The 20,899-nt window shown below is 73.0% G+C and carries 20 protein-coding genes; 16 read left to right on the forward strand and 4 right to left on the reverse strand.

The features are described 5' to 3' along the window. Window positions 1–152: 152 nt before the first annotated feature. From FHX44_RS02605 to FHX44_RS02635, 7 genes are all read left to right on the forward strand, one after another. On the forward strand, window positions 153–1,208 hold the full coding sequence (locus tag FHX44_RS02605) for a TRAP transporter substrate-binding protein (RefSeq protein ID WP_147253983.1): 1,056 nt from the start codon (window positions 153–155) through the stop codon (window positions 1,206–1,208). A 13-nt stretch (window positions 1,209–1,221) separates the two neighbouring features. Beyond that, window positions 1,222–1,725 (forward strand): TRAP transporter small permease, encoded by a 504-nt coding sequence (locus tag FHX44_RS02610; RefSeq protein ID WP_147253984.1) that lies wholly within the window; start codon window positions 1,222–1,224, stop codon window positions 1,723–1,725. Between the two features lie 15 nt (window positions 1,726–1,740). Next, a complete protein-coding gene (locus tag FHX44_RS02615; protein WP_147253985.1) occupies window positions 1,741–3,045 on the forward strand; it encodes a TRAP transporter large permease in 1,305 nt (434 codons plus the stop codon). 14 nt (window positions 3,046–3,059) lie between these two features. Continuing rightward, window positions 3,060–3,890, forward strand: coding sequence for a 5-dehydro-4-deoxy-D-glucuronate isomerase (gene kduI / locus FHX44_RS02620; RefSeq protein ID WP_147253986.1), 831 nt, complete (start codon window positions 3,060–3,062; stop codon window positions 3,888–3,890). A 25-nt stretch (window positions 3,891–3,915) separates the two neighbouring features. Further along, entirely contained in the window at window positions 3,916–4,686 is a 771-nt protein-coding gene (locus tag FHX44_RS02625) for an IclR family transcriptional regulator (protein WP_147253987.1), read from the forward strand. A gap of 22 nt (window positions 4,687–4,708) precedes the next feature. After that, window positions 4,709–5,497, forward strand: a complete 789-nt coding sequence (locus FHX44_RS02630; RefSeq protein ID WP_147253988.1) for an SDR family NAD(P)-dependent oxidoreductase — start codon at window positions 4,709–4,711, stop codon at window positions 5,495–5,497. Between the two features lie 121 nt (window positions 5,498–5,618). Continuing rightward, complete coding sequence (locus FHX44_RS02635) at window positions 5,619–5,906, forward strand: YciI family protein (protein WP_147253989.1); 288 nt, start codon at window positions 5,619–5,621, stop codon at window positions 5,904–5,906. A gap of 64 nt (window positions 5,907–5,970) precedes the next feature. Here the strand turns inward: FHX44_RS02635 and FHX44_RS02640 are convergent, their stop codons facing one another. The 4 genes from FHX44_RS02640 to FHX44_RS02655 form a co-directional block, all read right to left on the reverse strand. Next, entirely contained in the window at window positions 5,971–6,303 is a 333-nt protein-coding gene (locus tag FHX44_RS02640; protein ID WP_147253990.1) for a hypothetical protein, read from the reverse strand. 94 nt (window positions 6,304–6,397) lie between these two features. Beyond that, window positions 6,398–7,843: an Nramp family divalent metal transporter gene (locus FHX44_RS02645; RefSeq protein WP_147253991.1), complete on the reverse strand. Its 1,446-nt coding sequence runs from the start codon at window positions 7,841–7,843 to the stop codon at window positions 6,398–6,400. A gap of 20 nt (window positions 7,844–7,863) precedes the next feature. Then, window positions 7,864–8,325, reverse strand: a complete 462-nt coding sequence (rpiB, locus tag FHX44_RS02650; RefSeq protein ID WP_147253992.1) for a ribose 5-phosphate isomerase B — start codon at window positions 8,323–8,325, stop codon at window positions 7,864–7,866. A 13-nt stretch (window positions 8,326–8,338) separates the two neighbouring features. Beyond that, entirely contained in the window at window positions 8,339–9,079 is a 741-nt protein-coding gene (locus FHX44_RS02655) for a GntR family transcriptional regulator (RefSeq protein ID WP_246170172.1), read from the reverse strand. 108 nt (window positions 9,080–9,187) lie between these two features. Here FHX44_RS02655 and FHX44_RS02660 point away from each other — a divergent pair, with 108 nt between their 5' ends. From FHX44_RS02660 to FHX44_RS02700, 9 genes are all read left to right on the forward strand, one after another. After that, window positions 9,188–10,444, forward strand: a complete 1,257-nt coding sequence (locus FHX44_RS02660; RefSeq protein ID WP_246170173.1) for a CaiB/BaiF CoA transferase family protein — start codon at window positions 9,188–9,190, stop codon at window positions 10,442–10,444. After that, window positions 10,441–11,424, forward strand: coding sequence for a tripartite tricarboxylate transporter substrate binding protein (locus FHX44_RS02665; RefSeq protein WP_147253993.1), 984 nt, complete (start codon window positions 10,441–10,443; stop codon window positions 11,422–11,424). The genes FHX44_RS02660 and FHX44_RS02665 overlap by 4 nt, the downstream gene beginning before the upstream one ends. Further along, window positions 11,421–11,945, forward strand: a complete 525-nt coding sequence (locus FHX44_RS02670; RefSeq protein ID WP_147253994.1) for a tripartite tricarboxylate transporter TctB family protein — start codon at window positions 11,421–11,423, stop codon at window positions 11,943–11,945. Before FHX44_RS02665 ends, FHX44_RS02670 begins: the two co-directional genes overlap by 4 nt. 3 nt (window positions 11,946–11,948) lie before the next feature. Then, complete coding sequence (locus FHX44_RS02675) at window positions 11,949–13,454, forward strand: tripartite tricarboxylate transporter permease (RefSeq protein WP_147253995.1); 1,506 nt, start codon at window positions 11,949–11,951, stop codon at window positions 13,452–13,454. 22 nt (window positions 13,455–13,476) lie between these two features. Then, window positions 13,477–15,168 carry a urocanate hydratase gene (locus tag FHX44_RS02680; RefSeq protein WP_147253996.1) on the forward strand — a complete coding sequence of 564 codons (1,692 nt, stop codon included), beginning with the start codon at window positions 13,477–13,479 and terminating at the stop codon, window positions 15,166–15,168. A gap of 114 nt (window positions 15,169–15,282) precedes the next feature. Beyond that, window positions 15,283–16,599 (forward strand): formimidoylglutamate deiminase, encoded by a 1,317-nt coding sequence (locus FHX44_RS02685; protein WP_147253997.1) that lies wholly within the window; start codon window positions 15,283–15,285, stop codon window positions 16,597–16,599. Continuing rightward, on the forward strand, window positions 16,596–17,759 hold the full coding sequence (gene hutI, locus FHX44_RS02690; RefSeq protein WP_147253998.1) for an imidazolonepropionase: 1,164 nt from the start codon (window positions 16,596–16,598) through the stop codon (window positions 17,757–17,759). Before FHX44_RS02685 ends, hutI begins: the two co-directional genes overlap by 4 nt. A 3-nt stretch (window positions 17,760–17,762) precedes the next feature. Then, window positions 17,763–18,269, forward strand: coding sequence for a hypothetical protein (locus FHX44_RS02695; RefSeq protein WP_147253999.1), 507 nt, complete (start codon window positions 17,763–17,765; stop codon window positions 18,267–18,269). 167 nt (window positions 18,270–18,436) lie between these two features. Next, complete coding sequence (locus FHX44_RS02700) at window positions 18,437–20,797, forward strand: hypothetical protein (RefSeq protein WP_147254000.1); 2,361 nt, start codon at window positions 18,437–18,439, stop codon at window positions 20,795–20,797. Window positions 20,798–20,899 lie beyond the last annotated feature (102 nt).

Genomic DNA, 20,899 nt, shown 5'->3' on the forward strand with positions numbered 1-20,899 from the left:
CTCCTTCCACGGCCGCGCCTGGCGCCCGGCCCGCGCCGACCATACGTCCGACCTCTGGGGACCCCGTTGCACAGGTCCGCCCGCGTGCTCTAGCTTGTTCCGTGTCACGGAACTGAGTTCCATTCTTGGATCAGCTGACAAGGGAGTCCGGCATGAGACGAGGAAAGGCAGCCGCGCTCGCGGGGGCGGCTGCGGCGGTGCTCCTGGTGGGGGCGTGCAGCGCGGGTACCGGGGTTCCCGGCGCTGTCGACGCGGGCGGGGCCGCGGGCGGCTCGGCAGCGGCGTCGGCCGAGACGGTGTTCCGGGTCGCGTTCAACCAGCCCGAGAACCACCCGCAGTTCATCGCCATGCAGGCCATGGGCGAGCGGCTCGCCGAGCGCACCGGCGGCCGGTACGGCATCGAGGTCTACCCCAACGAGACCCTCGGCGCCCAGCGCGAGACGATCGAGTTGGTGCAGTCCGGGGCGCTGGACATGTCGATGGTCGCCAGCCCGCTGCTGGAGAACTTCAACCCCGACTTCGTGGCCTTCAACCTGCCGTTCACGTTCGACTCGCAGGACCACCAGCGCCAGGTCGCCAACGACCCCGCGATCGTCTCCGAGCTCTACTCCTCGCTCGACGGGCAGAACATCCACGTGCTCGCCGCGTTCCACGGCGGCGTCCGCTCGATGTACAACCCCCGAGGCCCGATCACGACGCCGGCCGACCTCGCCGGGATGAAGGTCCGGGTCATCGAGTCGGACACGAACATCGCGATGATCCGGCTGATGGGCGGCAGCGGCACGCCGATGGGGATGGGCGAGGTCTACACCGCCCTGCAGTCCGGGGTCATCGACGCCGCCGAGAACAACGAGCTGACCTACTTCAACTCCAAGCACTCCGAGGTCGCGCCGTACTACAGCTACACCCGCCACCTCATGCTCCCGGACTACCTGATCATCAACCCGGCGGTCCTCGCGGGCATGTCCCCGGAGCACCGCACGATCTTCACCGAGGAGGTCCGCGCCGCCGTCGAGGAGGAGGGGCAGCTCTGGAAGACCGAGATCGCGCGGGTCACCCAGGCCGCGAAGGACGCCGGAGCGCAGTTCAACGAAGTGGACACCACCGCGTTCGCGGCGGCGATCCGCCCGCTCGTCGAGCAGAAGCTCACCAGTGACGTCGCCCGCCGGATCCACGAGCAGGCGCGCGCCGCCGCCACGGCCGGCTGATCGGGGGCCCGACATGACCGCCGTCAAGGTGGCACTCGACCGCGCGCTGACCGCGGTCTGCGTGGTGCTGTTCGCCGCGCTCGTGCTCGACGTGTCGTGGCAGGTGTTCGCCCGGCAGGTCCTCGGCAGCCCGAGCGGCTGGTCCGAGGAGCTGGCCAAGTACCTGTTCATCTGGCTCGGCCTGTTCGGCGCGGCGCTCGTGTTCGGCGAGCGCGGCCACGTCGCAATGGACGTGGTCGTGCGCCGCCTGCCGCGGACGGCACAGGTCGTGCTGGCGATAGCCGTCCAGCTGGCGATCCTGATCTTCACCGGGCTGGTGCTGCTGTGGGGCGGGTTCCTGGTGTCGCAGCTGGCCTGGAACCAGAACCTGACCGGCCTGCCGATCACGGTGGGCCCGCTCTACCTGGCCCTGCCGATCAGCGGCGCCCTGATCGCCTTCTACACCCTCTTCCACCTGGTCCAGATCCTCACCGGCGCCGAGCGCCCGGTGGAGGACACCGAACTCGAGCTCGTCTAGGGAGGACGTCCCGGCATGGACCCCGTCTCGCTCGCCGCCCTCCTGCTGCTGGTCGGGATCGCGGTGCTGCTCGTCATCGGCGCCCCGATCAGCGTGGCCGTCGGTCTGTCGTCGCTCGCGGCGATGTTCGTCTTCCTCGGCACCGAGGACGGCGTGCTCGCCGCGGCCCAGCAGATCTTCCGCGGGATCAACTCGTTCCCGCTGCTGGCCATCCCGTTCTTCGTCCTGGCCGGCGTGATCATGAACAACGGCGGCATCGCGCTGCGCCTGATCGACGCCGCGAAGGTGCTGGTCGGCCGGGCGCCGGGTTCGCTGGCACAGACGAACGTGGCGGCAAACGCCCTCTTCGGGGCCGTCAGCGGCTCCGGGGTGGCGGCGGCCGCCGCCGTCGGCGCGGTCATGACACCGCTGCAGGAGAAGGAGCGCTACGACCGCAGCTTCGCCGCAGCCGCCAACGTCGCCTCGGCGCCGTCGGGGATGCTCATCCCCCCGAGCAACCTGATGATCGTCTACTCGCTGGTGTCGGGCACGTCGGTCGCCGCGCTGTTCGTCGGCGGCTACCTGCCCGGCATCGCGTGGGCCCTGGTCTGCATGGTCACCGTGCACCTGTACGCCCGCAGCCGGCCCGAGCTGCGCGTGACCGAGCGGATCGGCCTCACGCGGTCGCTCAAGGTGCTGCTGGACGCGGTGCCGGCGCTGCTGCTCATCGTGGTCGTGATCGGCGGCATCCTCGCCGGCCTCTTCACCGCGACCGAGGCGTCCTGCATCGCAGTGCTGTACGCGCTACTGCTGTCGTTCGTCTACCGCGCGATCTCCGTGCGGCAGCTGCCGGGCATCCTCATCGACTCCGCGAAGACGACGGCCGTCGTCATGTTCCTGATCGGCGTCTCGACGGTCATGGGCTTCGTCCTGTCGTTCGCCCGGGTCCCGCAGACGGTGTCCGAGGGGTTGTTCGGCCTTACCACCAACCCGGTGCTGATCCTGCTGCTCATCGCGTTCGTGCTGCTGGTCGTGGGCTGCTTCATGGACGCGACACCCGCCGTGCTGATCTTCACGCCGATCTTCCTGCCGATCGTCGAGAGCTTCGGGATCCATCCCGTCCACTTCGGGATCATGATCGTGCTCGGGGTCTGCATCGGCACGATCACGCCGCCGGTCGGCACGATCCTGTTCGTCGGCGCGAAGGTCGCCGACCTCGGGATCGAACCCGTCGTCCGCAGGCTCGTCCCGTTCTTCGTCGCGCTCGTCGTCGTCTTCATCATCGTGATCTTCACGCCGGGGCTGTCGCTCTGGCTGCCCGGCCTGCTGGGCCTCCTCTAGGAGAAAGGACTCCCATGGAGCAGCGCTACGCCACCTCGCCGGAGCAGATACCCGGGATGGACACGGGACAGCTGCGCCGCCGCTACCTCGTCGAGGACCTGTTCGTCGCCGACGAGGTGCGCGCGGTCTACACCCACCACGACCGCGTCGTGCTCGCCGGGATCCAGCCGGTGACCGGCGCCGTCGCGCTGCCCGGGTTCCCGGAGATCCGCAGCGACCACTTCTTCGAGCACCGCGAGGCCGGGATCGTCAACGTGGGTGGCGCCGGCGCGATCACCGTGGACGGCACCGACCACAAGATGGGAAAGGGGTCCTGCCTGTACGTCGGGCGGGGCGCGCAGGACGTCACGTTCGCCTCCGCGGATGGCGACGAACCGGCGCGGTTCTACCTGTTCTCCGCACCGGCTCACACGGCGTACCCGGCCACGCTCGTCGAGGCAGGCAGCGGCACCGTGCGCGAGCTCGGCGACGGCGTCACCTCCAACCGGCGCACGCTCAACCAGTACATCCACGAGAACGGCGTGCGCAGCTGCCAGGTCGTGATGGGCGTGACCACGCTGCACGAAGGCAGCATGTGGAACACGATGCCGGCGCACACCCACGACCGGCGGATGGAGGCCTACCTCTACTTCGACCTGCCGGCCGACGCCCGGGTCGTCCACCTCATGGGCGAGCCGACGGAGACCCGGCACCTCCTGGTCGCCGACGGCCAGGCCGTGATCTCCCCCAGCTGGTCGGTGCACTGCGGGTTCGGCTCGGCCAGCTACAGCTTCGTTTGGGCGATGGCAGGGGAGAATCAGTGCTTCGACGACATGGACGGCGTCCCCATCACCGAGATGAGGTGACGCGCTGAGCCCGGACAGGTGAGACATGCCCCCCGAGACCCCGGCCACCGGTGAACGTGCCAGCGCGAGCGAGAAGACCCTGCTCGTGCTGTCGGCGGTGCTGAAGCATCCACGATTCACCGACGTGGTGGAGGCGACGGGGCTGGCGAAGGCCACCGTCCACCGGATCCTGTCCACGCTGGTGGACCGGGGGTACGTCGCGGTGGGCCCGGACGGGCAGTACCTGCCGGGACCGACGATCCTGTCGCTCGCCGGGCGCGCGCTGCAGCAGATCGACATCTCGGCGATCGCCCAGCCGATCGTCGACGAGCTGGTGGCCCAGGTGCACTGCACGGTGCACGTGGGTGTCGCGAACGGCGACGAGATCATCTACCTGATCCGCGCCGACTCGGACAAGCCGTACCAGATGCCCTCGCGGGTGGGCCTGGCCATCCCGATGCACTCCTCGGGCATCGGGAAGGTCGTGCTCTCCGGTTTCACCGACGAGGGGCTGGCCCGCTACGCGGAACGCACCGGCCTGGCTCCCCGCACCGACCGCACGATCACCGAACTGGAGACCCTGCGCCGGGTCGTCGCCACCGCGCGGGAGCGCGGTTTCGCCGAGGACGACGGGGAGAACGCCCCGGGCGTGCGCTGCGTCGCGGCGCCCGTGCGGGACCACACCGGAACCATCAAGTACGGGCTGAGCATCTCCACGCTCAGCCTCGAGCACACCCCCGAGCAGGTCGCAGCGATGGCGCCGTACGCGATCGCGGCCGCCGACAAGATCTCCGCCGCGCTCGGCCACACCCCCTGACGAGTAGGAGCACACCCTCGCCATGACCCACGCGACCAGCCCCGCCGCCTACGCGGAGAGCCTCTTCGGCATCGAAGGCCGGCTGGCCGTGGTGACGGGGGCGAGCCGCGGCATCGGCCTCGCCGTCGCCGACTGCATCGCCGCGGCGGGTGCCGACGTCATCGGCGTCGTCTCCGGCCGCCCCGACGCCGACACCGAGGTCCGCGCGGCCGTCGAGGGACGCGGCCGGAAGTTCCTCGCCGTGGCGGCCGACCTCGCCGACCGCGACGAGGTCGCCGCGCTCGCCGCGGACCTCGCCACGCGCGAGGTCGACATCCTGGTCAACAACGCCGGCACGATCCGGCGCGCCCCCGCCGCCGAGCACACCGACGTGGACTTCGACCACGTCCTCGACGTGAACCTGCGCGCCACGTTCGTGCTGTCCCGCGAGGTCGGGCGGGCGATGGTCCGCCGCGGCCGCGGGAAGATCGTGAACACCGCGTCGATGCTCAGCTTCCAGGGCGGGGTCCTGGTGCCCGGCTACACCTCGTCCAAGTCGGCGGTGGCCGGTCTGACGAAGGCGCTGGCCAACGAGTGGGCCGGCAAGGGCGTCAACGTCAACGCCGTCGCCCCCGGCTACGTCGCCACGGCCAACACCCGCGACCTGCGCGAGGACGCGGAGCGCAGCCGGGCCATCCTCGACCGCATCCCCGCCGGGCGCTGGGCCGAGGCCACCGACATCGCAGGCGCCGTGCTGTTCCTCTGCTCCCGCGCCGCCGACTACGTCCACGGCGCGGTGCTCCCCGTGGACGGCGGCTGGCTCGCCCGCTGACCCGCTGACCGGCGCGTCGAGAAAGGGGGGTCGAACCTGGCTGACCGCTGATCGCGCGAGGTGAGGATGAGAACGATCGACGAACGAGAGATGACGAGATCGACGAGATGAGGAATCGGACGTGAGCCTGTTCGCGGTGTTCTACACATACGCCGAGGGTTCGGACGACAAGCGGGACGAGCACCGGCCCGCACACCGGGCGTTCCTGCGGGAGCTGCACGAGGCCGGGAAGCTGAAGGTGTGCGGACCGTGGGGCCCCGAGGAGGCGCCGGGCGGGATGCTGATCTTCGAAGGGGAGAGCGCGGCCGAGATCGGCGAACTGCTCGACCGCGACCCGTTCGCGGAGGTCGGGGTGGTCGCGGAACGCTCGATCAAGTCCTGGGGGATCGTCATCGGCGGGCTCGGCTGAGGGTCCGTACCGGCGTGCTCGCAGCAGATTCCTGCGGCTGTGCACGCCGGTCGTCCCGCCCGTCTCAGCCCGGAGCGGGACGGGGTGCCCGGGCACGGTGGGCCGAGTAGAGGCCCAGCCCGGCCAGCACCAGCGCGAGCGGCGGGAACCAGAACACCGCGGCGACGGCCAGCACGAGGTTCGCGACGGCGATGCGGACCCAGATCCGGCGGGCCGGGTCGGCGGCACCGGCGGGTGCGGCGGGCCGGACCCGCGCGCTCGTCCCGCGGAGGGCGAAGCCGAGCTGCACCAGCGCGAGCCCGGCGAAGACGGCCGCCCACACCGGTCTCCCGTCGGTGACGTGCCACACCGACAGCACCGCGAGGCACGCGGTGGCGACGGCGCTGCCGGGCCTCATCGCGACCCCCTCGCTCGCCGGGAGGCCAGGAAAGTGGCTTTCCGGGCCTCCGAGGCCCTGAATGTGGCTTTCCTGAACGTCCGGCGCCGGGCCGTCAGGTGAGCAGCTGCCATGTCGAGACCACCCCCAGCACCGTCAGCAGGATCCCGGACAGCAGCACCCACCAGCGGCCCGCCGTCGTGAGGCGGTAGGCGGGGGGCAGGACCTTCCGCTCGGTCCAGAGGATCGCGAGGCAGAACAGGCCCGAGGTGAGCAGGCCGCCGAGCACCGAGGCGGGCGTCACGATCACCACCAGCTCGCCGACCGTCCACACCAGCGCGAGGCTCGCGAGCAGGATGTAGCCGTACATCCACGGACGCAGTGCGCGCTGCCCGGTGCGGCGCAGCCGGCCGAACACCGGCGAGAGCGTCTCGTACGCGGTGTAGGTGTAGAGCTCCCAGAACGCGTACAGCGAGCCGAAGAACGCGAAGAAGACCGCGACGTAGTAGAGGTACTCGAGCGTCGGGTGCACGGCCGTGAGGAACTGGGCCTGGTAGGTGAGGGTGTCGTTGCCCTCGGGGATCTGCTGCTGCTCGGCCAGCAGGGACGCCCCGTTGATCATGAACATGCACGCGAACACCACGATCGCGACGAAGGACAACACCGTGTCACCCAGGGGAGCACGGCTCCAGGCACGACCGCGGGCGACCTGCTCGGCGTCCTCCGACAGCGGCAGCCGGGCCCCGCGGGGCAGCGCCGCGAGGCGCTCGGCCAGCCCGGCCTGGTCGGGGCGCCCGAGCATCCCCCACCGCTTCTCGCGCAGCATGCCGGCGTAGCCGATGTAGTCGTAGGTGCCGCCGCCGACCGCGCCCAGGTACACGGCGAGTTCCAGCCACACCGCGCGCTCGGCGACGTCCGGGTAGGCGTCGGCGACCCAGGGGTTGTACTCCGGCACGGTGGGCAGCAGCCCGGCCAGCGCGGCGAGCCAGTCCGGCTGCAGCACCACCACGCTGATCGCGATGGCGAGCAGCATGAACCCGACGATCACGGTCTGCGCGCGTTCCAGGCGTTCGTAGCCGCCGAACCAGGACAGCAGCCCGGACAGCACGATCAACCCGGTGGCCCACAGCGCGCCGGTGCCGACCGCGGTGATCGTCGCCATCAGATCGCCGAGCGCGACCCCGAGCCCGCCCACCCACGACGGGACGGCCGCGATCGAGACCACACCCATGAGCAGCGTGAACCAGCCGCGTGGGCCGCGGAACAGGGTGGCCCAGCGCGCCATCGGGTGCTCGCCGGTGACCACGGTGTACCGGTTGAACGAGTATGCGAGCGCCGCCTTGGCCGCCGCCGACACGAGGAACGCCCACAGCAGCGCGTAGCCGAAGAGCGCCCCGCCGCGCGCGGCGAACACCATCTCGCCGGTGCCGATGTTCGCCGACGCGACGATCGCGCCCGGGCCCAGGACGGACAGGGCGGTGACCAGGGTGAGCCTGCGCCGCAGGTTCGGCGGCGGCTCGGGGTAGGTGAGGAACTCCGTCGTCTCGGCAGGGTTCGCCATTGGCCGCTCCTTTGCGGGTGTCAGGCGGTGTCGGGTGCCATCTCGCGTTCCATGTCGTGCAGCATCTGCACGCGGCGCCGGAACGCGGGGTCGGTGCTGAAGCGCGCGGCGAGGAACTCCTCGAGTACCTGGGTGGCGATCGCGGGGCCCACCAGCCACGCCCCGAGGCACACCACGTTGACGTCGTCGTGCTCGACGGCCTGGCGGGCGGTGTAGGTGTCGTGGGCCACGGTCGCGCGGATCCCGGCGATCTTGTTCGCCGCGATCGCGGCGCCCACGCCCGTGCCGCACACCAGCACTCCCCGCTCGGCCTCGCCCGCCCGGACCGGAGCGCTCACGGCCTTGGCGACGTCGGGGAAGTCCACCGGATCGGCGGTGTGCGTGCCCACGTCGACCACCTCGTGCCCCAGCCGTTCCAGCACGGAGCGGACGTGCTCCTTCAGCGGGAAGCCCGCGTGGTCGTTGCCGAGGACGATGCGCATGCGTTGCTCCTGTTCAGCCGGGGTTCGTCTCCTGCAGGCGCACCTGCTCCAGCCAGGCCAAGGACTCCGGCGAGCCGCCGGGGAAGGTCTCGCCCGCCTCCAGCAGGAAGCTGCGGTCTCCGTGGTGGGCGAACTCGTGGTGCACGGCGGCGGGGTCACCCGCCTCGACGAGCTCGAGGATGCGGCGGTGGCGCCGGGCGTCCCCGGCGAGGGTCTCGTGGCTGCTGCGGACCCTGCGGTTCATCGCCATGCACAGGTGCAGCTGCAGCGCCAGCGCACGGTAGGCCTCCTCCAGCCTGCGGTGCCCCGCGAGACCGACGACGGCGACGTGGAAGGCGAAGCCCCGCTCGGTGACGGCGGCCGCGTCACCCGCCTCCGCGGCCTGCTCCAGCGCCGCGTACGCCTGCCGGCAGCGCTCGATGCGCTCCGGCGCGCGGCAGGGCACTCCGAGGTCGACGGCGAGGCGCTCCAGGTCGTGGCGCAGCGTGACGATCTCGTAGACGTCGTGCAGCGTCAGCGGGGTCACCACCACCCCGCGGCGCGGGGACCGCACGACGAGCCCCTCCTGCTCCAGCACGCGCAGGGCCTCCCGCAACGGCGGCTTGCTCACCCCCAGCGCGGCGGCGACCTGGTTCTCCACCACGCGGTCACCGGGCCGAAGCTCGCCGGCCAAGATCATCTTGCGCACGGCGGACGCTGCGAGCTGCGTGATGCTCGGCGGCGCCTCGATACGCCGGGCGGACGGGGCGGGCACCCAGCACCCCCTCGAAACCGATCTGGCTGTGACCCTTGTCTCCTGGCGACGAACTTCTGTAGACAATAGTTCAACTTGCCATTGCCGCCAAGACACCGGAGGCGCAGCGTGCTGGACCGGGCCCCCACGCCCCCGCTCACCGGCATCACCGTGCTGGAGATCGGCGCGTTCATGGCGGCGCCGTTCGCGACGATGCAGCTCGCCGACCTCGGAGCCACCGTGCTCAAGATCGAGCTGCCCGGCTCGGGCGACCCGGTCCGCGCGACGGGCCCGTTCGTCGAAGGCCACAGCTCGCCGTTCGCCCGGCTCAACCGCAACAAGCGCTCGGTGGCGCTCGACCTGAAGTCCGACGCCGGGCGGGAGGCGGTGCTGCGCCTGGCCGCCTCGGCCGACGTGCTCGTGGAGAACCTGCGGCCCGGCGCGATGCGCAAGCTCCGGCTCGACTACGACAGCGTCCGGGCGATCGCGCCGCGCCTGGTCTACGCCTCGGCGTCGGGGTGGGGCCAGGACGGTCCGCTCGCGGCGCTGCCCGGGCTGGACATCATGGCGCAGGCCCGCGGCGGCCTGATGAGCATCACCGGCACCCCCGACGGGGAGCCGACGAAGATCGGCGTCCCGATCTGCGACCTGGTCTGCGCGCTGTACGTCGCGCTCGCCGTCACCGCCGCGCTGCGCGAGCGCGACCGCACCGGGCAGGGCCAGTACGTCGACGTGTCGCTGTACGAGGCGGGCGTCTCCTTCGCCGTCTGGGAGGCCGGCAAGTACTTCGCCACCGGCGAGGTGGGCCGGCCGATGGGGTCGGCGCACCAGAGCACCGCGCCCTACCAGGCCGTCCGCACCGTCGACGGGCACGTCACCCTCGGCGCCGTCACCCCGAAGACCTGGGAAGGGCTGTGCGAGGTGCTCGGCCTCGGCGCGCTGCGGGCCGACCCGCGCTACGCCGACGCGTTCACCCGGCACGCGCACCGGGGGGCGCTGATCGCCGAGATCGAGGACGTCACCCGGGGCTGGACGAGCGCCGACCTGGTGCGCGCCCTCGACGAGGCCGGGGTGCCCTGCGCCCCCATCGCCGACTACGCCGAGGTGTTCACCGACGACCACCTGCACCGGCGCGGCTACTTCTGGGACGCCCCGCACCCCGTCCTCGGGCCGGTCCGCCAGCTCGGCTCGCCGATGCGCTTCTCGCGCACCCCGGCGGTCCGCGACGCCGCAGGTCCGCTGCTGGGCGAGGGCACGACCGACGCGCTGCGGGCCGTCGGCTACTCGGACAGCGAGATCCACCAGCTCGCCGCCCAGGGCACCGCCGCCCTCGGCGACGCACCGCCCGACCCGTCCGGCACGAGCGAGAGGGAGGACCCGGCATGAGGGACCGAGCACGCACCAGGATCCCGCTGGCGATCGCGGTCGCCGGCGCGCTCGCGCTCGCCGGGTGCTCCGGTGGGGACGGCGGCGGGGACGTGCCGGCCGGTGGCTGGCAGCCCGACGGCGACGTCACGATGATCGTGCCGTTCGCCGCGGGCGGCGGCAGCGACCGGGCCGGCCGCGCGCTCGCCGCGGCGATCGAGGCCGCCGCACCGGACGTCGGCGTCTCCGTCGAGAACCGGGAGGGCGGGTCGGGCGCCGTCGGCTACTCGCACTTCCTGGGCCGCAATGGCGATGCGGAGACGCTGCTCGCCACCGAGACCGCGCTGCTGGCCCTGCCGGCGAGCGGCGACGTCGAGTTCACGTACGAGGACTTCACCCCGATCATGAAGATCGCGGAGGACTTCACGCTCCTCGTGGTACCGGTCGATGCGCCGTACCAGACCTGCCCCGACGTGGTGGAGGCCGCCCGCGGCCAGCGCGTCGTGGCCGGGATCAGCGGGACGACCGGGCTCGACAACATCGTCCTGAGCCTCACCGAGAACGAGACCGGCGTGCAGTTCGACCGGGTGGCCTTCGAGTCCGGCGGGGAGCTCATCGCCGCACTGCTCGGCGAGCAGATCGACATCGCCTCGCTCAACCCGGGCGAGGTGATCGGGCAGCTCGAGTCCGGCGACCTGCGGGCGGTGTGCGCGTTCGCGGAGCAGCGCTACGACTACGGCGAGCTGCAGGGCATCCCGACAGCCACCGAGCAGGGCATCCCGGTGTCGTTCGCGCAGTTCCGCGGGGTGCTCGCCCCGGGCGGGATCACCGAGGAGCAGCGCACCTACTGGGTCGAGACGCTGCGGCGCGCGCTCGAGACCGAGGAGTACCGGTCCTACGTCGAGGAGAGCTACCTGCAGCCGATCACCGCGCCCGCCGACGAGTTCGTCGCGTACCTGAACGAGAACCGGGCGCTGCTGGAGGAGGCGCTGAAGTCGTGAGCGTTCCCGCGACGGAGACCGCGGGCCCGCGCGCGCAGGCCGTCGGGTTCGGGGTGCTCGCGCTCCTGGGGGCGGCGGTGTTCGGCACCTCGTTCGGCTACGGGATCCTCGGCGAGGAGGGGCGCGTCGGCCCCGGCCTGCTCCCGATGGTCACGGGCCTGCTGCTCCTGTTGCTGTCGGCCGGGCAGCTGCTCGTCCGGCTGCGGCGCCCCCGCGCGAGCGAACCGCCGGAACCGGAGTCCGGGGTGGACGCGTTCGGGCGCACCGAGGCGCAGCGCGTCCGGCAGCTGTGGACGGTGGTCGGCGTGGTCCCGATCGCGGTGCTGCTGGTCCCCCTGCTCGGCTTCCTGGCTGCCCTCGGCCTGCTCGTGTTCGTCGTCTCCGCGTTCGTCGAGCGGCGGCCCCCGCTGGTGGCGCTGCTCGTCGCGGTGGTGGCCGTGGCCGCGGGTCACGGCGTCTTCGGCGAGTTCCTCGACGTCCCGCTGCCGACGGGCGCGGTCGGCGACCTGCTGGGGTGGTGAGCCGTGCTCGACAACCTGCTGCTCGGCTTCGAGACGGCCCTGACCGTCGAGAACCTGCTGTGGTGCTTCGTCGGCGTGCTGCTGGGCACGGTGATCGGCGTACTGCCCGGTCTCGGCTCGACCACCGGCGTCGCGATCCTGCTGCCGCTGACCCTCGGGCTCGAGCCGGTCTCCGCGCTGATCATGCTCGCCGGGATCTACTACGGCGCCCAGTACGGCGGCACCATCACCTCGGTCCTCATCTCGACACCGGGTGAGGCCGCCACCGTCGTCACGACCATCGACGGCTACCAGATGGCCCGGCGGGGACGGGCCGGCGCCGCGCTGTCGATCTCGGCGATCGGTTCGTTCGTCGCGGCGATCATCTCGCTCGCGCTGCTGATGGCGCTCGCTCCCCCGTTCGCCGACTTCGCTCTGCGCTTCGGGCCGCCGGAGATGCTGGCCGTGATGGTGCTCGGGCTCGCCACGATCGTCAGCTTCTCCGGCGAGGACCGGGTGCTCGGCGCGACGATGGCGGTGCTCGGGCTGGTGATCGCGATGGTGGGCGTGGACACCGGCAGCGGGGTGGCCCGCTACACGTTCGGCTCGGTGGACCTGCTGTCCGGCATCCCGTTCGTCGAGGTGATGATCGGTCTCTTCGCCGTGGGCGAGGTGCTGCACCAGATCCGCGAGGGCGCCGCGGCGCCGATCCGGGCGCGCTTCCGGGAGCTGCTGATCAGCCGCGACGACCTGCGGCGCTCCGGCGGGTCGATCCTGCGGGGCAGCGGCCTCGGGTTCCTGTTCGGCTGCCTGCCCGGAGCGGGCTCCACGCTCGCGTCGTTCATGGCGTACGGGATCGAGAAGAGGGTCTCGAAGCACAAGGACGAGTTCGGCCACGGCGCGATCGAGGGCGTCGCCGCGCCGGAGAGCGCCAACAACGCCGCGGCGAACGCCAACTTCGTGCCGACGCTCACCTTGGGTGTGCCCGGCGGCGCCACCACGGCCGTGCTGCTGGGCGCGTTCACGATCTACGGCATCCAGCCGGGGCCGCTGCTGTTCGAGCAGCAGCCGGAGCTGGTCTGGGGGCTGCTCGCGTCGTTCTTCATCGGCAACCTCATCCTGCTGGTGCTCAACCTGCCGCTCGCCCCGGTGTTCGCGCAGCTGCTGCGCGTGCCCTACGGCTACCTCTACCCGCTGATCCTGTTCACGAGCCTGCTCGGGGCGTACGCGATCTCCAACAACACGTTCAGCGTGTGGGTCGTGCTCGTGTTCGGCCTGATCGGCTACGCGATGAAGCGACTGGGCTTCCCCACCGCCCCGCTCGTGCTGGGCCTGGTGCTCGGGCCGCTGTTCGAGAAGGCCCTCGTCCAGACCAGCTCGATCGGTGACGGCAACCTGCTGATCGTCTTCACCAGGCCGATCTGCATCGTCGTCCTCGCGCTCGCGGTGCTGCTCCTGGCCGGCCCGGCGCTCGTCGCCCGGATCAGGTCCTCGCGTTCCCGGCCGAGGAACGGCAGTCTCGTCGGGTAGTCACCGACGAGAGGGAGTTGTCGTGGAGGGTGCTCGTCCGGTCCGCGCGGCGCGCGGCACGACGCTGACGGCCCGGTCATGGCAGACCGAGGCCCCGCTGCGGATGCTCTGCAACAACCTCGACCCGGAGGTGGCCGAGCGACCCGACGACCTCGTCGTCTACGGCGGTACGGGGCGCGCGGCCCGCGACTGGGCCTCGTTCGACGCCATGGTCCGCACGCTCACCACGCTCGCCGACGACGAGACGATGCTCGTCCAGTCCGGCCGCCCGGTCGGGGTGCTGCGCACGCACGAGTGGGCACCACGGGTGCTGATCGCCAACTCGAACCTCGTCGGCGACTGGGCGACCTGGCCGGAGTTCCGCCGCCTCGAACGGCTCGGGCTCACCATGTACGGCCAGATGACCGCGGGATCGTGGATCTACATCGGCACCCAGGGCATCCTGCAAGGCACCTACGAGACGTTCGCCGCCGTTGCGGAGAAGCGGTTCGGCGGCACCCTCTCCGGCACGCTGACCGTCACCGGCGGCTGTGGCGGCATGGGCGGCGCGCAGCCCCTCGCGGTCACGCTCAACGGCGGCGTGTGCCTGGTGGTGGACGTCGACCCGGCCCGCCTGCGGCGGCGCGTCGAGCACCGCTACCTCGACGAGCTCGCCACCGACCTGGACGACGCCGTCGCCCGTTGCACGACGGCTCGGTCCGAGCGGCGGGCACTGTCGGTGGGGCTGGTCGGCAACTGCGCGCGGGTGCTGCCAGAACTGCTGCGCCGCGGCGTCGAGGTCGACATCGTCACGGACCAGACCGCGGCCCACGACCCGCTCTCCTACCTGCCCGACGGCATCGACCTCGGCGACTGGGACGACTACGCCGCGAAGAAGCCCGAGGAGTTCACCGACCGGGCGCGCGAGTCGATGGCCCGGCACGTCGAGGCGATGGTCGGGTTCCTCGACGCCGGCGCCGAGGTGTTCGACTACGGCAACTCGCTGCGCGACGAGGCCCGCAAGGGAGGCTACGACCGCGCGTTCGCGTTCCCCGGTTTCGTGCCCGCCTACATCCGGCCGCTGTTCTGCCAGGGCAAGGGCCCCTTCCGCTGGGCCGCCCTGTCCGGGGATCCCGCCGACATCGCCGCCACCGACGACGCCGTGCTCGAGCTCTTCCCCGACCACGACCGGCTGCAGCGCTGGATCCGTGCTGCCCGCGAACGCGTGGCGTTCCAGGGCCTGCCGGCGCGGATCTGCTGGCTCGGGCAGGGCGAGCGGGACCGGGCCGGGCTGCGTTTCAACGAGCTGGTCGCGGAGGGCACGATCAGCGCGCCGATCGTGATCGGCCGCGACCACCTCGACACCGGCTCGGTGGCCTCCCCCTACCGCGAGACCGAGGGCATGGCCGACGGCTCCGACGCCATCGCCGACTGGCCATTGCTCAACGCGCTGGTCAGCACGGCGTCCGGGGCGAGCTGGGTGTCGATCCACCACGGCGGCGGGGTGGGCATCGGCCGCTCCATCCACGCCGGGCAGGTCACGGTGGCCGACGGCACCGACCTCGCGGCAGCCAAGATCGAACGCGTCCTGACCAACGACCCCGCAACTGGCGTTCTGCGCCACGTGGACGCCGGCTACGAGCTCGCGGCGCAGACCGCGGAGACGCACGGCCTGCGCGTCCCCATGACCGAGGGAGTCGCAGCAGAGCGACCTTCCAGCAACGAGCCGGCATGAAGGTGGCTGTGCTGCGATGCGAGGCGATCCGGGACCGGGCCCGAAGTTCAGGAAAGCCACATTCAGGGCCTTGCAGGACAGCAATGTGGCTTTCCTGAACCGCCGGGGGCGCCGGTGAGCGACTTCTGGTGCGAACTCGCCTGGATCGAGGGCCGGCCGCGGGCAGGAGTGCGGGTGGTCGTGGACGGCGCTCGGATCACCGACGTGCGCGAGGAGGCGCCGGCGCCGGGAGACATGCGGCTCGCCGGGCTCGTGCTGCCCGGCTTCGCCGACGCCCACGGTCACGCGTTCCACCGGGCCCTGCGCGGCCGCACGCACGACCGCGGCGGCACGTTCTGGACCTGGCGCGAGCGGATGTACTCCGTCGCCGCCCGCCTCGACCCGGACAGCTATCTCGCGCTCGCCCGCGCCACCTACGCCGAGCTGGCGCTGGGCGGCGTCACGTGCGTCGGGGAGTTCCACTACCTGCACCACGGCCCCGGCGGTGTCCGGTACGCCGACCCGAACGCGATGGGTGCGGCGCTCGTGCAGGCCGCGGCCGACGCGGGCGTCCGGCTCACGCTGCTCGACACCTGCTACCTCGCAGGCGGTCTCGACGGGAGCGGCCACACCCCGCTCGACGACGTGCAACTGCGCTTCTCCGACGGGGACGCCGACGCGTGGGGGGCCCGCGTCGCCGACCTCACCGAGGGCCCGGCGCTGCGGGTCGGTGCCGCCATCCACTCCGTGCGCGCCGTCCCCGCCGAACAACTCCCCCGCGTGGTCGTCCCCGGACGCCCGCTGCACGTCCACCTCTCCGAGCAGCCCGCCGAGAACGCCGCCTGCCTCGCCCACCACGGCCGCACCCCGGCCGCCCTGCTCGCCGAGCACGGCGCCCTCGGCCCGGTGACCACGGCCGTGCACGCCACCCACGTCACGAACGACGACATCGCGCTGCTCGGTGGCGTCCGCGCCACCGTCTGCGCCTGCCCGAGCACCGAGGCCGACCTCGCCGACGGTCACGGCCCGTTCCGCGCGCTGCGGGAGGTCGGGTGCCCGATCGCACTGGGCAGCGACCAGCACGTGCAGGCCGACCTGCTCGCCGAGGCCCGGCTCGCGGAGTACTCGGAGCGGCTCACCACCGGCGAGCGCGGCCGGCTCCCACCGGCGGCGCTCGTCGACGCGCTCACCGTCGACGGGCACGCAGCCCTCGGCTGGCCCGAGGCCGGCCGGATCACCGTCGGCGCCCGCGCCGACCTGGTGGCGGTCGCGCTCGACCGACCCCGCACCGCCGGCATCGATCCCGCCCAGGCGGTGCTCGTGGCCGGGGCAGAGGACGTGCACACCGTGGTGGTCGACGGCCGGGTCGTCGTCGAGGACGGCCACCACGTCGTCGGCGACGTGGCCCGCCTCCTCGCCGACGCGATCGCCCCGCTCTGGGAGGACGCATGATCGCCCACCTCGTCACCGGCATCGGCGAGCTGGTCACCAACCACCCCGGGTGCGGCGACGGCCCGCTCGGGCTGCTCCCGGACGCCGCGCTCGTGGTCGAGGACGGTCGGGTGGCCTGGGTCGGGCCCGCCTCTGCCGCGCCGGCCGCCGACGCCCGGACCGACGTCGGGGGGCGCGCGGTGCTCCCCGGTTTCGTCGACAGCCACACGCACCTGGTGTTCGCCGGTGAGCGGTCGGCGGAGTTCGAGGCGCGCATGTCCGGGGTGCCCTACGACGGCGGCGGGATCGCCTCCACCGTCGCGGCCACCCGCGACGCGGGCGAGGACGCGCTACGCGCCCGGCTGGCCACGCTGATGGCCGAGCTGCGGGCGCAGGGCACCACGACCGTCGAGATCAAGAGCGGCTACGGGCTCTCGGTCGCCGACGAGGAGCGCAGCCTGCGGCTCGCCCGCGAGGTCACCGAGGAGACGACGTTCCTCGGCGCCCACGTCGTGCCGCCCGAGTACCGGGGCCGCACCGACGACTACGTCGCGCTCGTCACCGGCCCGATGCTCACGGCCTGCGCCCCGCACGCCCGCTGGATCGACGTGTTCTGCGAGCCTGCGTCGCCCCACGCCTTCGACGGCGACGCGAGCCGCGCGGTGCTGGAGGCGGGCCGGGGCGCCGGGCTCGGCCTTCGCGTGCACGGCAACCAGCTCGCGCCCGGTCCGGGCGTGCGGCTCGCGGTGGAGCTGGGTGCCGCGAGCGTCGACCACTGCACGTTCCTGACCGACGCCGACATCGACGCGCTCGCCGGAAGCGACACCGTCGCCACCCTGCTGCCGGGCGTCGAGTTCTCCACCCGCCAGCCCTACCCCGACGCGCGGCGCCTGCTCGACGCGGGCGTCACGGTCGCGCTCGCCACCGACTGCAACCCGGGAACCTGCTTCTCCTCGTCCATGCCGCTGTGCATCGCGCTCGCGGTGCGGGAGATGCGGATGACGCCCGCCGAGGCCGTGCGAGCGGCCACGGCCGGGGCCGCCGCCGCGCTGCGCCGCACCGACGTGGGCCACCTGGGCGTCGGGGCGCGCGCCGATCTGACCGTCCTGAACGCGCCGAGCCACCGCCACCTCGCCTACCGCCCGGGCGTCCCCATGGTGCACCGACCCTTCGAGGAGTGAGACGTGAAGATCGGCGAACTCATCGAGCTGCTCACCGCCGCTGCCGCCGAGCTTCCCGAGGGCCTGGACTCGCAGGTGCACGTCCACATCTGCCGCGGCCGGGACGCCTTCTCGATCGTCACGAAGGAGGTGACGGTCGACACGAGCGCCTCGGTCGCGCTGGTGCAGGGCCACCCGCACCGCGACGACGGCCCGACCGTCCGCAGGCCCGTCGCCATGGGGGTGGACGACGAGCTGGCGAGGCTCGTCGAGGACCCCGCCGCCCGCCACGAGGAGCCCCCGTCGTCCGTGATGATCCAGATCGACGAGACGAAGGCGTACCGGGTGCCGTTGCGGGCGGACGGGAAGATCCTCGCCCCCGGCCATCTCGACGCCTTGCGCGTCGGCTGCCTCTGCGACCCCGAGAAGAACAACTTCGGGCGAGGGGTCGAGCGGACCGGCGACAACGTCGCGCTGATCTTCACGGACAACTGCCCGGTGCACCAGACGGTGACCCTGCCCGACCCCTGATCCACGGGTGCGCGAGGGGCCCGCCGGGGGGCGTGCGAAGCTGGGGCGGGCACGCCTGCGCGACGGGCGTGATCCGGCGCACACGGTACTGGGCGAGCTGCCACCGAGCCGTCCGTCGTCCGCTCACGGATGTGATCGGGACGTGGCCGACGGGGGGAGGGACCAGGATGGACGCAACCGGCGCGGACACGAGCACCGGCCAGAGCCCCGCACCCGTCGACGTCACCGGGAGTGCCGGAGACGTCACCGGCGGTTCATCGCGTGCCGTCGGCCCGGCCGACGCCACCGGACCGCTGCCCGTGCAGGCGCCTGCCGACCCCACCGGCCCGCTGCCCACCCCGCAGGATGCTCCCTGGTTCGGCGCAGGCGACGACACCGCGGCCCAGCCGGTGGTCGCACCCGCCGGCCCGACCACGCCCGCACCGCCCTGGTTCGCGACCGGGCCGCTCCCCGCGGTCCCGGACGGTGCCGCCCCGAACAGCGCCGCCCCGAACGGCGCCACGCCGCCGGACAGCACCCCGCCACCGGCGGGAGCCGCGCTCTTCGACGCGAGCCCCACCGGGCCGGAGCCGAGCACGCCCCCGGCCGGCCTCTTCGAACCCGCGAACGGCCTGCACCCCGCCGCCGACACCGGCCCCCATCCGGCTGTGCCCGCCCCACCCCCGCCGGCCAGCGGGTCGCCTCCTTCCGGCCGGCTGCCCGTCGCGGACGCCGTCCCGCCCGTCCGGGGCGCCACCCCGGCGGTCACCCCGCCCCCTCCCGCCAGCACCGGCCCCACCGACACACACCCGCCCGGTGAGATCACCCCGCCCGCACCCGGTCTGCCGGTCCAGCCCGCCCCGGCCCCGCCGACCGCCGGGCCGCCTCCTCCCGGCCGGCCGGCAGTCGCGGACGCCGTCCCGCGCTTCCAGGGCGCCACCCCGCCTCCTCACGCGAGCGCCGGCCCCACCGACACACCCCCGCCGGGCGAGATCACCCCGCCCGCACCCGGTGTGCCGGTCCAGCCCGTCCCGGCCCCGCCGACCGATCTCTTCACACCGGCCACGCCATCGTCCGGCACCGGCACCGATCCGGTCCCCCTCCCGTCGGCCGACCTCTTCACACCGGCCGGCCCGCCCCGCGCCCCTGCGGCGCCGACCGCACCGGAACCGTCGACCGGTCTCTTCGCCGCGGTCGCTCCGCCGCCCGCCGCCCCACAGGCACCGGCTCCTGCGACCACGGTCGGCCCTCATGGGGCGGGCCTCCCCGCGACGCAGGCAGGGGCGCAGATGCACCCCGCCGACGCCACCGGCCCCATGCCGCAGATCAGCGCGCCCGCCGCGGCACCGCCCCAGGTCACCCCGGCCCCGGCCGCCGGACCCCCGCCCTCGCCTCCGCCCGGCACGGATGCCTGGGCCTTCGACAAGGAGCCGCCCCCCACGGATTCCTGGTCGGTCCCCTCGGACGACCGCAGGCGTGGGAACTCGCAGTCGTGGCCGCTGCCCACGCCGAAGGGCCGTGGCCATGCCACGGCCCTGACCTCGGTGTTGGGCTCGAGCGCCACCACCAGGCCTGCGAAGCGGCGGGCCTGGCCGCTGACCGTCGTCGGGGTGCTCGTGGCCGTGGCCGCCGGCATCGCGCTGGTGTTCTCGGTCGCCCGCACGAACCCCGCCGACCTCGCCACCTCCGCCGCCACCGATGCCGGCAGCTGGCCCGGTGCCCGCTACCAGGGCGCCGTCGCCGCGAACGACGGCGGTGAGATCCGGTTCGACCTGACCGTCACGGCCGACGGAGCATCGGGCACGCTGTCGCGCGACGGCGGCCGGGCCACCGCCGAGCTCCTCTGGGACGAGGCGGGCGCGCTGATCCGCGCCAACAAGGAATGGTGGCTCTACCACCACCCCACACGGGCCGACGACCTCGCAGGCGCCTGGGTGGCCGAACCGCTCACCGAGACCCAGGAGATCGACCCCGTCCTGCGCCTGAGCGGCCCCGCGCTCTCCGCATTCGTACGCGGGGAGGAGCCCGGGCGGTGGCAGGCGCTGGAGCAGCAGCTCGTGGAGGGGCGAGCCGGGATCGTGCTCTTCGACGGCGTCCGGCGGGTCGTCGTGGGCAGCGAGGATGCCCACCCGCTGCTCGCCGTCGACGTCGCGCCGAACCCGCAGACGCCCCCGGTGCCGGTCGTCCGGCCGACCGACGAGGAGATCGCCGCGGTGGCCGGCGCGGCCGCCCGGGTGCGGCAGGAAGCGGCGCCGAAGACGCTGGCCCAGGTGCTGCAGGAACGCCCGAACGTCGGGATCCAGCTCCAGCCCGACCCGCTCTGCACCGCGCAGACGTGCAACGTCACCGTCACGGTGACCAACTCCGGCACGGCGCCCGCACGGGGCCGCCTCGAGGTGTCCGCCGACGGCAAGATCGTCGCGAACCACCCTCTCGACGTCCATCCCGGCCAGGTGGCGACGTTCACGGCCGCCGCACCCAACCCGCAGTTCGGTCAGTCGGGCGCGACCGGCCGGATCCTCTGGGAGACCCGGGCGGTCGACGACTGATCACCGCTGCAGCCTGCGTCGCCCGCGCACCCCGTCCCGGCCCACGCGTCTCCTCGCGGTCGGCGCCACCCGTCGACGGGTAGCGCGAGCGGAGAGCGGGTG

It is taken from the genome of Pseudonocardia hierapolitana (genome assembly GCF_007994075.1).
In the GTDB taxonomy this organism is placed as follows: Bacteria; Actinomycetota; Actinomycetes; order Mycobacteriales; family Pseudonocardiaceae; genus Pseudonocardia; species Pseudonocardia hierapolitana.

Bases quoted from the DNA above. Each gene is read 5' to 3' on its own strand.
- FHX44_RS02605 (WP_147253983.1), top strand. From the start codon at position 153: ATGAGACGAGGAAAGGCAGCCGCGCTCGCGGGGGCGGCTGCGGCGGTG.
- FHX44_RS02610 (WP_147253984.1), top strand. From the start codon at position 1,222: ATGACCGCCGTCAAGGTGGCACTCGACCGCGCGCTGACCGCGGTCTGC.
- FHX44_RS02615 (WP_147253985.1), top strand. From the start codon at position 1,741: ATGGACCCCGTCTCGCTCGCCGCCCTCCTGCTGCTGGTCGGGATCGCG.
- kduI (WP_147253986.1), top strand. From the start codon at position 3,060: ATGGAGCAGCGCTACGCCACCTCGCCGGAGCAGATACCCGGGATGGAC.
- FHX44_RS02625 (WP_147253987.1), top strand. From the start codon at position 3,916: ATGCCCCCCGAGACCCCGGCCACCGGTGAACGTGCCAGCGCGAGCGAG.
- FHX44_RS02630 (WP_147253988.1), top strand. From the start codon at position 4,709: ATGACCCACGCGACCAGCCCCGCCGCCTACGCGGAGAGCCTCTTCGGC.
- FHX44_RS02640 (WP_147253990.1), bottom strand. From the start codon at position 6,303: ATGAGGCCCGGCAGCGCCGTCGCCACCGCGTGCCTCGCGGTGCTGTCG.
- FHX44_RS02645 (WP_147253991.1), bottom strand. From the start codon at position 7,843: ATGGCGAACCCTGCCGAGACGACGGAGTTCCTCACCTACCCCGAGCCG.
- rpiB (WP_147253992.1), bottom strand. From the start codon at position 8,325: ATGCGCATCGTCCTCGGCAACGACCACGCGGGCTTCCCGCTGAAGGAG.
- FHX44_RS02665 (WP_147253993.1), top strand. From the start codon at position 10,441: ATGAGGGACCGAGCACGCACCAGGATCCCGCTGGCGATCGCGGTCGCC.
- hutI (WP_147253998.1), top strand. From the start codon at position 16,596: ATGATCGCCCACCTCGTCACCGGCATCGGCGAGCTGGTCACCAACCAC.
- FHX44_RS02700 (WP_147254000.1), top strand. From the start codon at position 18,437: ATGGACGCAACCGGCGCGGACACGAGCACCGGCCAGAGCCCCGCACCC.